General features: G+C 57.5%; 18 protein-coding genes. 8 read left to right on the top strand and 10 right to left on the bottom strand.

Translation table 11 applies throughout. The annotated features are described in order from the left end of the window. Positions 1–557: 557 nt before the first annotated feature. The 10 genes from BLS08_RS13075 to vapB form a co-directional block, all read right to left on the bottom strand. Positions 558–1,127 (bottom strand): hypothetical protein, encoded by a 570-nt coding sequence (locus BLS08_RS13075; RefSeq protein ID WP_069901369.1) that lies wholly within the window; start codon positions 1,125–1,127, stop codon positions 558–560. A gap of 35 nt (positions 1,128–1,162) precedes the next feature. Beyond that, on the bottom strand, positions 1,163–1,477 hold the full coding sequence (locus tag BLS08_RS13070) for a hypothetical protein (RefSeq protein ID WP_017362349.1): 315 nt from the start codon (positions 1,475–1,477) through the stop codon (positions 1,163–1,165). A 62-nt stretch (positions 1,478–1,539) separates the two neighbouring features. Next, on the bottom strand, positions 1,540–1,794 hold the full coding sequence (locus tag BLS08_RS26345; protein WP_050412983.1) for a hypothetical protein: 255 nt from the start codon (positions 1,792–1,794) through the stop codon (positions 1,540–1,542). 322 nt (positions 1,795–2,116) lie between these two features. Further along, positions 2,117–2,392 (bottom strand): hypothetical protein, encoded by a 276-nt coding sequence (locus tag BLS08_RS13055; RefSeq protein WP_069901371.1) that lies wholly within the window; start codon positions 2,390–2,392, stop codon positions 2,117–2,119. Positions 2,393–2,461: 69 nt separating this feature from the next. After that, positions 2,462–2,944, bottom strand: a complete 483-nt coding sequence (locus BLS08_RS13050; RefSeq protein ID WP_069901372.1) for a hypothetical protein — start codon at positions 2,942–2,944, stop codon at positions 2,462–2,464. A gap of 8 nt (positions 2,945–2,952) precedes the next feature. Beyond that, positions 2,953–3,261 carry a hypothetical protein gene (locus tag BLS08_RS13045; protein WP_090336794.1) on the bottom strand — a complete coding sequence of 103 codons (309 nt, stop codon included), beginning with the start codon at positions 3,259–3,261 and terminating at the stop codon, positions 2,953–2,955. Between the two features lie 194 nt (positions 3,262–3,455). Then, a complete protein-coding gene (locus BLS08_RS26060; RefSeq protein ID WP_069901374.1) occupies positions 3,456–3,764 on the bottom strand; it encodes a hypothetical protein in 309 nt (102 codons plus the stop codon). 54 nt (positions 3,765–3,818) lie between these two features. Further along, entirely contained in the window at positions 3,819–4,625 is an 807-nt protein-coding gene (locus BLS08_RS13040) for an ATP-grasp domain-containing protein (protein ID WP_069901375.1), read from the bottom strand. A 57-nt stretch (positions 4,626–4,682) separates the two neighbouring features. Further along, the gene (gene vapC, locus BLS08_RS13035) at positions 4,683–5,099 is read right to left on the bottom strand and encodes a type II toxin-antitoxin system tRNA(fMet)-specific endonuclease VapC (RefSeq protein WP_050412987.1); all 417 of its coding nucleotides are present in this window, start codon (positions 5,097–5,099) and stop codon (positions 4,683–4,685) included. Next, positions 5,099–5,329, bottom strand: coding sequence for a type II toxin-antitoxin system VapB family antitoxin (vapB, locus tag BLS08_RS13030; RefSeq protein WP_090336792.1), 231 nt, complete (start codon positions 5,327–5,329; stop codon positions 5,099–5,101). The genes vapC and vapB overlap by 1 nt, the downstream gene beginning before the upstream one ends. A gap of 207 nt (positions 5,330–5,536) precedes the next feature. Here vapB and BLS08_RS13025 point away from each other — a divergent pair, with 207 nt between their 5' ends. The 8 genes from BLS08_RS13025 (at position 5,537) to BLS08_RS12990 (ending at position 9,637) form a co-directional block, all read left to right on the top strand. Then, positions 5,537–5,794, top strand: a complete 258-nt coding sequence (locus BLS08_RS13025) for a nicotinamide mononucleotide transporter (protein ID WP_017362341.1) — start codon at positions 5,537–5,539, stop codon at positions 5,792–5,794. Positions 5,795–5,824: 30 nt separating this feature from the next. Continuing rightward, on the top strand, positions 5,825–6,346 hold the full coding sequence (locus BLS08_RS13020) for a DUF262 domain-containing protein (RefSeq protein ID WP_069901377.1): 522 nt from the start codon (positions 5,825–5,827) through the stop codon (positions 6,344–6,346). A gap of 302 nt (positions 6,347–6,648) precedes the next feature. Then, the gene (locus BLS08_RS13015; RefSeq protein WP_069901378.1) at positions 6,649–7,437 is read left to right on the top strand and encodes a lysozyme family protein; all 789 of its coding nucleotides are present in this window, start codon (positions 6,649–6,651) and stop codon (positions 7,435–7,437) included. A 6-nt stretch (positions 7,438–7,443) separates the two neighbouring features. Next, a complete protein-coding gene (locus BLS08_RS13010; protein ID WP_069901447.1) occupies positions 7,444–7,722 on the top strand; it encodes a hypothetical protein in 279 nt (92 codons plus the stop codon). A 47-nt stretch (positions 7,723–7,769) separates the two neighbouring features. Beyond that, positions 7,770–7,979: a hypothetical protein gene (locus tag BLS08_RS13005; RefSeq protein WP_069901379.1), complete on the top strand. Its 210-nt coding sequence runs from the start codon at positions 7,770–7,772 to the stop codon at positions 7,977–7,979. Positions 7,980–8,051: 72 nt separating this feature from the next. Further along, on the top strand, positions 8,052–8,576 hold the full coding sequence (locus BLS08_RS13000; protein ID WP_069901380.1) for a hypothetical protein: 525 nt from the start codon (positions 8,052–8,054) through the stop codon (positions 8,574–8,576). 11 nt (positions 8,577–8,587) lie between these two features. Continuing rightward, positions 8,588–8,878: a hypothetical protein gene (locus BLS08_RS12995; protein WP_069901381.1), complete on the top strand. Its 291-nt coding sequence runs from the start codon at positions 8,588–8,590 to the stop codon at positions 8,876–8,878. 39 nt (positions 8,879–8,917) lie between these two features. Next, positions 8,918–9,637: a phospholipase D family protein gene (locus tag BLS08_RS12990; protein ID WP_069901382.1), complete on the top strand. Its 720-nt coding sequence runs from the start codon at positions 8,918–8,920 to the stop codon at positions 9,635–9,637. Position 9,638 lies beyond the last annotated feature (1 nt).

Below are 9,638 nucleotides of genomic sequence, written 5' to 3'. Positions count from 1 at the left end.
GACTGGTGCCAGGCGCTCAGGGCTTCATTGACCTTATCCGCATCAAGCAAGGCACGCTGGAGATCGATCCAGCATGCCCTGTATCCAATCTTCTCCATGAAGCTGGCCACCTCGCTGTAGTGCCACAACGCTTTCGTAGCCTCATGGATGGGAACCTAGATGATTCCTTCGCCATGATGTTCGAGCAGCTTCAAAGCTTGGACCTCCCCCCAGACGACCCCCTTACCATCGCCTGCATTCAGTCGTCCGAGTGCGAAGCTACCGCCTGGGCGTGGGCCGTAGGCGAGCACCTCGGCATACCACCGAAGGCACGCATATTGGACGATGAATATTCTGGTGATGGAGCGACCGTACGCCTACAGCTCATGGGCTGCGCTTACTTCGGCATAAACGGTCTGGCTCACGCAGGATTCTGCGTAACCAGGGCAAGGCCTGGAGTGTCGTTGCCGGCCTACCCGAAACTCGCCTATTGGCTGCAACGGTAGACCCTGAGCTGAAGGCTCAAGCCTGCCGGCAGTTGGAGCGCCGCGCGGCGGCGAGCGGGGAAATGCAGAGCCTTAGACCTCTTCCACCGCAGGGATCGTATCCCGCCAAGTTCCGGCCACGATCTTCTCCCAGTGCGATGGGGCAACGCCATCTATCCGAAGGCTCCATACGGGATCGTGGTCAACAGCACTACCATCCGCCCGCGTGAAACACCACTGCGCTGCGATCAGGTGAAGCCCTTCCCTATTGGTGTACTCAGCGGTATGGATCAACGGAAAGTCATCCGGCAGACCTGCAAGCGCTGCGCGCAACTCGCCGACGTTCCGAATGTAGGCGCTGCGCCAAAACCGTTCCCGCTGAAGCTGCTCAGGCGATTTAGGGGCACCGAAGTACTCCTCGATCTCTCTTCGACCGGCGAAGCTCAGGAACTCAAGTTGGCCATCATGCCCAGGCTGGGCGCAGGCCTGGACGTTGAAAGCCCCAAGGTCGTTGAGCTGCCCATCGTTTACGGACATGCACGCTCCGACGGCCTCTTCCACAGTGGCCCCCTCTACTTTCACTCGAACACGATTTGGCAAATCCTGCCCGCCAAGCTCGTGATCGTCATCGAGATCGTGAATGTCTACCAGGATGAGCTTCATGTTTGGTGGTTCCTCTAAATGGCGTCTCGCGCCAGCTACTTGATACGGTCGTAGAAATTTCCACCCCTTCGGGAGTAGCCGCCGAGGTTCGTATGTCGGTGGGCTGCTGAGCCTGCCTGCCGACGGCATACCGCATCGTTGCCTTCGTAGCCAACGCTCAGAACTTCGTCACCGGCCGCGCTCGACAGCACCACCATTGCGGCAAGAGGTTCGCGCTCAATCTCATTGGCCTCGATATGCTGCGCCAGCGACCTGAGCCAATCAGCGAGTTTCTTCCGCTCGGCCTGGTTTTGCTGCACCTTGTTGTTGTGCAGTCTGGGCATTGATGGGAAGTGGAGGATTTCACTCATTCAGCAACTCACTTGCACGGGCGTTCCCGGCGTTGATCATGATTCGCCTGGACTTTTTCGCTCTACCCCGCATTGCGGACATCGAGGTCGCCAGCACGTGTTGCGCCCAGGTCGATGCCCATGGACTGGCATGCATTCAAGATCGCCTGCTCGGCGTGGCAGGCGTCAGACATAATTGCGCCCTGCCGGCCTGTGCCATCGAGCGGGAGCCCTGCTGACTCGCGAATCTTCTTGATGGCGAACAGAAGATTGGCCGTACAGCTCTGGAGCTGGTCCAGGGAGACGGTAAACTGCTTACTCGGGGCGTGATATCTCATACTTCGTCCTCAATCCGAAGGTGGAAATCTGGAGACCAAGAGAAACAGCCTCGGTAGCCGCCAGTTCGGGGGTCTCCCAGCAGCCAATCCAGAAGTCCTGGCGATCCTTTGGGGCCACTGCAAACGGTGGTACGTCATCGCCGCATTCGTTCTGCCTGTACACCACAACCTCAACTCCCCGCGCCAGGTAATCGGCCATCTCGGCCCGGCACTCGGGAAATGCAGATTGAACATAGGCCTGCTGCGCAGGAGTGAGAGTCATAGCGATCTACCTTAGACCTGCATGCCGACATTCGGGCTCAGTAGCCATCGTTCGCTTCCTTTAACGTCGGGCTTTTCGGATCGCTTCAACGGAAATCTTCTCTGCTTGAACCTGCGGGTCACGCATCAAGCGTGCGAGTTGAATATTCCTTCGCACAACGTAAACAACTGCCCCCAGCGCGAGCGGACAAAGGCCAAGGAATCCAATGTGGATCAGAAAATCACCAAACTCTGGGCCATAGGTGCCCGGCCAGCCCAGGTAGGCCAGGTAAACAGTAAAGAGTGTCCAGATCAAAACGATCCAGAACTGTGCGATTCGTAACGCCCTACTTTGCATCTTGAATTCCCTCGTCTAGGTATCCGGGGGCGCTCAGCTAGTGCCCCGCAACTCTATGAGCACTGGCTCTCAGCGCGCAATGAGCATGTGATGGATCATGGATGACCTCATGTTTGGAAGGATCATCACAATCCTGATTCGCCAGCGGTTGCCGGACACCTCGTGAAATAGGGACACGGCATCATCGGGGAACTGATCTACTAAGTCCGCTGATAGCGCCCTGTCGGCAAACATGCTTGCGTGTTTATCCAGTGCCAGGCTTGCTGCGCCCCTCAATGAACATGCCTCAAAATCATCGCTGGCAATGCTTCGGCGGTCGTCTAGCTGGCAGAAGTACCGATTATGCTCTTTCCCAAGCTCGATACTTGTAGGTACGCGAAGCGATGGGTCGATTGGGCAGCCAGCGGCGGACAGCAGTTGGTCAACCAATGCTTCAAGCTCGGCATAACTCTTGAACCCTTTCCCAAAGTGTCGCTTCTGCACCGGATCAAGCGCATTGCACTGAGCCATGCTCAGCTCGACACCGCGATGAAACCAGTTAGACATCTCCATGTGGCTTCCTAACTAAGTCTGAGGGTGAGAACTACAGAGCCATTTGGAGAGCCTACAGCGCTCGCGTGGTATCCCTCAAAGTCACCATCGGCCACGCCCCCATTGAGCACTCGCTCGTAACTTTCAGCGCAGAAAATCGCTTCAACTTGGGCAAAGATGAGGCTGCCGGGAATGCCTTGGCTCTCAACAAGCTCTGCGCCCGCACGGCGCAACAGCGTCACAAATGGCTTGTAGGTCGCATCTGTGTACCCGGCCTCTTTGTGTTCATTCAGCTCAGCGACCAGAGCCGCGATTAGTGCAAGTTGTAATGAGTGCATTGTGGGTTTCCCTTAACAGTTCGGCTGGAGGCCAGCGGCCTTCTGTTCATCCACACAACGAGCAAACTCTGCGCCATCATGCAGAGCCCAGGCCCAAGTCCCAGCGGACAGGACAGCGACCGTGGCAACAATGCCCAGAAGAAATTTCTCGGTGCGGGTAAGTCCACGCTTTGCTTTCATCATCGCTTCCTTGATCAGTTTGCTTCAGCGGGATGGCCGCTATCTGATGGGCGAAGTGCCTTTTCGATTTCAGCCTGACATTCCAGTCTGTTATCGGGAGTCCACCAACAGGGCTTAACATCCGCTTCAATCACGGCGTGAGGAGCTATCTGAGCAACTTCTACCAATGCCTTCTCATAGACCCCACTCACTTCTGCAACGGTCTGTGAGCCACGATGCAGTCCATAAGCAAGGCCGAGCAGGCTGCCAATTAGAAGTCCAGCAGCGAGGCTGCCAAGGGCAATCGCTTTTACTTGAACGGGGGCAAATGAGGTAACGGCCATGGTCAGTTTCCGATATCAGTTCACGTCGAGGGGTTGTAGGTTACGGATGATTCCCTATTCCTGGAGAGTCGGGCGGTCCCCCACCAAGCTTGATGTTTCAATCAGTTGCTCCCATCGACGCCAAAGCATCTCGATGTAGTCCGCACGAGTCATCGTGCCTTTGTAGAGGCCTAGCGCCCAAGCATCATTGCATTCAACCAGGGCAGTTTCGCCGCTACTCAGAACGCCGACATCCAGACTGAATGCAGCCGGCGCATTCGGGCCGCTCGCCATAAGCGCAGCCATCTCGCGGACCAGATCGAGGTCAGGCGCTGGCATGTCATCAGGTGCATTGTCATATCGACCCTCGCCTCGCACCTGACCATCAACGACGTAGTAACGATATTCAGAAAGCCACGATACGGGCTCTCCAACCCATACCGGGGTTTCAGGCGGCAGCGATAGGAAGGCCTGATACTGAATCCGGTCGTATCCGTTCAGGTGCTCAGGATTTCCGAGCGTGTCGACGACGAAGCCTGTGAACGCCTTGGTCGTTGTCGGCTTGATAAACCAATGGCCGATCACACTGCCAGCGGGCAGGAGTTTTACCTGACGACGCAGGTATGGCAGCAGTATGTCGGGGTACGTGAGGTTTTCAGGCTCGACGATCCCGGCAATGGACATGGCCTTTCGGATGAACTCGACAGTCCCGATTGGGAGGGTGGCACCCTCGCGCAACGCAACGGAGTAGTCCTGCAGGTTGTCGAAACTGACCGACGCAATAGGCGTGTCGGAAGTCATCGCATATTGGTGGGCCGCTATGGGCTCTTTATGCGACGTGCCTGATTGGCTCAGGATGGTGAATGCAGCTTGTGAAGCCATGACTGATTCCTTGATCGTCTCTAATTCATACCGCTCTAGCGCTGCGATCAGCAGGCTCTACAACTGCTGGCCAGAGGTCACCCAATCCTCGACCCTAAGCCCAGGTGCTCGGTCGAACTCTCGACGGTTGTTCGTCACCAGGATCAGGCCCTGTGAGCGCGCATGCCCGGCGATCATCTGGTCATATGGACCTATGGGTGTTCCGGCTTTGGCAAGCTCTGCGCGGAGTTGGCCGGTATGCACAGCGGCATCGCCGTCGTACGCCAATACTTCCAGGCGAGCGGCAAAGCCCTCGATATCTGCAAGGTTCCGCTCCGGGCTAGCCGACTTCTCCGCCCCGTAGATCAACTCCATCAAAGTCACAGTGCTGATACACAGCTGGCCGTGGGCACGCTTGAACGCTTCCCGCACCTGCGCGGGCCTGTTCTTGATGGTGAAGATGCAGATGTTCGTATCAAGCATGTACTTCAACATCAGAGCGCCTCGCGCTCTTGGTCGGCCGGCTGGTCGCGGTCTGCCATGTAGTCGTGAGTGACGCCTTCGGCCTCGAACCAGCTATCCCAGGACTCGCCGGCCGGGGCGATGATCCGGGTCCTACCAATAGAAACCACATCGACGCGCTTCACGTCGTCGGGCAGCGCGGCGGCCTTCGGTAGCCTCACGGCCTGGCTGCGGTTGCTTTGGAAAACTGAGCCCTGTTCCACTGTGTACCTCTCGGATGGGATATGTCTCGCGTATATGCCATGATATCCACCATCATGGATATGTCAAAGGGATATACGCTCAAAGCTGCGGGTTTGCTGGGAACGGCCGCTGATAAAAGCAGAGAAAAGCATGCTTCCGGCCTTGCCTTATCATGATAACGAATATACAATATCAACTATCAAAGGCCGCATAATCGGATACTCGACATGACCACTGCTCGCTGGCTTGAACTGATCGGCACCATCTTCGGCATCGCTGGCGCGGTGCTTATCGCGGCGAACATCGAGGTATCGGGTTACGGCTGGATTGGCTTTGCGATCAGCAGCGTCACCATGGGTTGGTTCGCGTACATGATCAAAGCCTGGGGGTTGCTGGCTCTTCAACTGTGCTTCTGCGCAACCAACGCGCTGGGTCTGTGGCGCTGGCTTATACAGCCCGCATTGACCGTAGCCTCTGGCTCCTGACCCATTGCCCGCCGGCACCGAGGATACCCCATGACCATACAGCTCCCCTCCCCGCTTCTCGAAGGCTGCAATCGCCAGTACGACATCGACCTGTTGACTCGCCGCGAGCCCACCAAAATCACGCGCGAGGGGGAGCGCCAGCTTATGTGCTGGGTACTGCCTGTGTGGCAGCGCGACCCTTCCTGGAGCGAAGAGCAGCAGATTCGCTTCATTGAAGGCATCTTCCTTGGGCTCGGCACCGGTTACTACGTGGTGCACGGTTCCGACTGGCACATCGACGGCGAGGTAAAGCCGATGTCCGGCTGGCTGATTGATGGCCAGCAGCGCATCACGGCCATCAAGAAGTTCTTGGATGGCGAGTTGGCCATCTTCGACGGCATACGCTTCGGCGACCTTGACCGCCCGACGCAGTTGCGCCGTTTCTTGCGCATGCCGTTCCCCTGCATCGAGTTGGAGTATCAGGAGGACGAAGAGCGCCTCAAAGACCTGTACAAGCGCCTCTGCTTTGGAGGAACACCACACACTGCCGCCGACCTGGCGCGCCTTGGCTGAAGGTGCCAACTATGCGTATTTGCAGCCCAAGCCAGATGCTCGAAGCCACACGGCGACTTCGCGACCTACGCACCAGCAATAGGTCCTCGCACTCGCGCGGGGAGCTTGAAGAGTTGGAGGCAGCAGTGGGCGATTCGCCCTATCAGGCCTGTATTGAATGCCACGGGGATGATGGGCCGGCGCGCGAGCTTTGCAGCACCTGCGGAGGTGACGGCTTCGTGCTGTCAGGTGAAAGGCTCTAATCTGGCGGCATCGGCAATATCAAATCAGTATCATGAAAACCCAATAAGGATGTCTGCACGATGAAAAAACACCTCATGCTTCTATGCCTGGCCATTGCGATGGCTGGCTGTGACCTCGCTGAAAAGGTCGGGTCGCAAATTGCCAAGCTGGCCGGCGAAGAGCCGGTCACCCTCGTTTTCCAACCTGGCTACGTGGTGGTATCCGGAGGAATCCCGCTAGCCATCATCGGTCAGGATGCTTGCCCCAAGCCCGACCGCCTGATGCAGATCATTGGTGGAGGTGCTGATACCAGCTCGAATGACTGCCTGGTAATCCCGCCCTCGGCTACCGAGGTCTCGCTCACTGTGGTGGATATGACCAGCGGTAAATCCTCGTCGGAGCGCTGGACGGTTACGCGCAGCGGAGACAACGACTTGCGGATGCACCTCTTCCGCGAAAACGGCGAACCGGTGCTGGTCGACACTTATGCGGCACAGGCAAAGCTGCTGCCCAAGTGCGCTACCGAGGCCGCACAGGAGTTCGGGGCACCCGTGCGGGTCTTTCAGGCCATGGCACTGGCAGAGCAAGGCAAACCCGGCCTCAACCCCAGCGGCGGCTATGGGCCAATGGGCTTTGGCGAGATCGCAATACCGATGGCAGCCGATGGCATAGGTGCCGATATCGACGCGGTGAAGAACGACCCGTGCACCAACTATCGCGCTGCTGCCTGGTGGCTCATGAAGGATGTGGGCGACAAGACCGGGGACATCTGGCCAGCAGTTACGAACTACTACTACGGCAAGACAGATCATTCGAAGACGCCGGCAGTTGACCTGGTGAGGGCCATCTACAAGCGGATTGAGGGCTGATTGATCATGTCCGAGAAAGAATACGAACCCTACTGGAGCATCATCGCTAAAGCGCTGGAGTGCCGTGGCACCCTCGCTGACGACTATGCTCGGCATCCAGAACATAGCGCCAGCAAGTACCTGGTGCGCATGTGCGAAGAGTTGACGACGGCCGTTCAGAAACACGGCAACCCCAATGCAACGCTCAGCGAGATGCTTCGTCTCGAAGCGACATGCACGGGGGCCGATTATCACCACAAACTCGCGCTTCGTTGCCGCGAACTGGCCAGGCGTGCCGCCGCTTAGCCCACCAGTACCCCCGCATCGACGGGATCAACCCAAGGAGCAATACCATGAAGAAATGCGTTGTGTACGGAGACATGCAGGCCGATAGCGCGGCCGACCAATACCCTACCGTCAACCTCTGCGACGATTGCGTCGAAGAGGATCAGAAAGCCGGCGAGAATACCCGCATCGTTACCGTCGAAGGTGCTGGTGATCCGGACCTGGGCGATAGCTGCGAATGGTGCGGTGCAGAAGCAAGCGAAGAGCACACCGCATAACCGCGCAGCACCAGCAGGCCTGCCCCGCCATAACGTTGGCAGGGCAGCTTCAGACGCTTGGGGAGGAGCAGGATGACCGACGCAGCGATTGATCCAGCTACAGCGACCGCTGAGCCAGAAGACTGGCAAGCACGGTGCGGCGTGCAGAGAATCCATGCTCACGGCTACTACAGCGGCGTCGCTTGCTTGGCCATGGTCGCCGGCATCAGCTTCGAAGAAGCGCGACAAGTCTTTGTCGGTCTAGGCCTCGGCGTTCGGCGCACCGGCCGTGCTCCCTTCTCAAACAACCTCAGCGAAATGCGCATGGCGGTCGCCAGCACAGGCCTTGTCCAACAAACCAGACGCTGGCGCGGGTGGGATGATTTCCAAGGTCTCGGCATTCTCAAGATTCGCGCCGATTGGCGCGGCGCTCCCGGCAAATGGTACTGGGCAACTGCCTTCAGGCACCCGAAGTACGACATTGCCGTGTTTGATCCCTATTCGGAATTCCCATCATTCAAGCGCATGCCCATGGATGTGATGTGCGTGGGTTTCGACGTATACCAACCCAGAGGGGAATGGTTGCAGGTCGAGCAGCGTTTAAGCCTCTCCAAGTAAAAGGATACCCAGTGAAGACACCTGACCCGGCTGCCATCGAACGCTTCCGCGAGAAACTACTCAGCCTCCCTGCCGAAGACCTGGCCACTCTCGTAGTCGTGGCCGCTATTGCCCTGGACGACTTGGAGATGCCTGAAGATATCGCGGGCCAACTCGGCATCGAAGAAGAAGCGCTATCCGAATGGGAAGCGCGAGTGCTGCACGCGGGCCCTATCGGGTCAACACTCGATGACCTGGCTTCCAAAGTACTTGGCCACACAGATGAACTGGGCCTCATAGAATCAGATACCGCCAACGCCTGATCATTCAACATTCGCAGTACCGGAAAGAAGGACCTCAGCATGCCAAAATTTTTGAACACCAGCGCGACAACCTACTACCTGGAGGAACTCATCAAGGGTGCGCGCGAGCGGCTTATCCTGATCAGCCCGTTTCTGAAACTCAACGACCGGATTCGCGAACTGCTCGAAGACAAGAACCGTATGAAGATCGACATACGCATCGTCTATGGGAAGAGCGAGCTTCACCCGGATGAGATCAACTGGCTGAAGAATTTGGACTTCGTACGTACCAGCTTCTGCAAGAACCTCCACGCGAAGTGCTACATGAACGAAGAGGCCTGCATCATCACCAGCCTCAACCTGTACGAATTCAGCCAGGTCAACAACAACGAGATGGGCATCTATCTGTCTCGCGAAGAGGACGGTCAGGTCTTCCGCGATGCTTATGATGAGGCTCAGCGCCTGATCCGTGTCAGCGATGAGGTTCGCATTGCGCTGGAGAAGGTCCCACAGAAGGCAGGTGCAGTTGATGAGGTTGAGCCGAGCGGTGATGAAGCAGAGGCCGGTGCGGCAGGTTTCGAAAAGCTGACTACCGCAAAGCTGGCGACCAGGGTCGGCATAACCACCGCCGAAGCTTTCGAGCGCTTGGTCACCCATGGACTGCTTGAATTGAAAGGCACACACCACTACCTGACCGAGAAAGGCAAAGAGGCTGGGGGCAGCTTCCATCGCGGGGGGCGTGGCTTCTACTTCCTTTGGCCTGAAGCGCTGGTGATTTAAC

Source organism: Ectopseudomonas chengduensis (assembly GCF_900102635.1).
GTDB classification, from domain to species: domain Bacteria; phylum Pseudomonadota; class Gammaproteobacteria; order Pseudomonadales; family Pseudomonadaceae; genus Aquipseudomonas; species Aquipseudomonas chengduensis.
The sequence above is the reverse complement of the archived record's forward strand: the minus strand, read 5'-3'. Positions and strand labels throughout refer to the sequence as shown.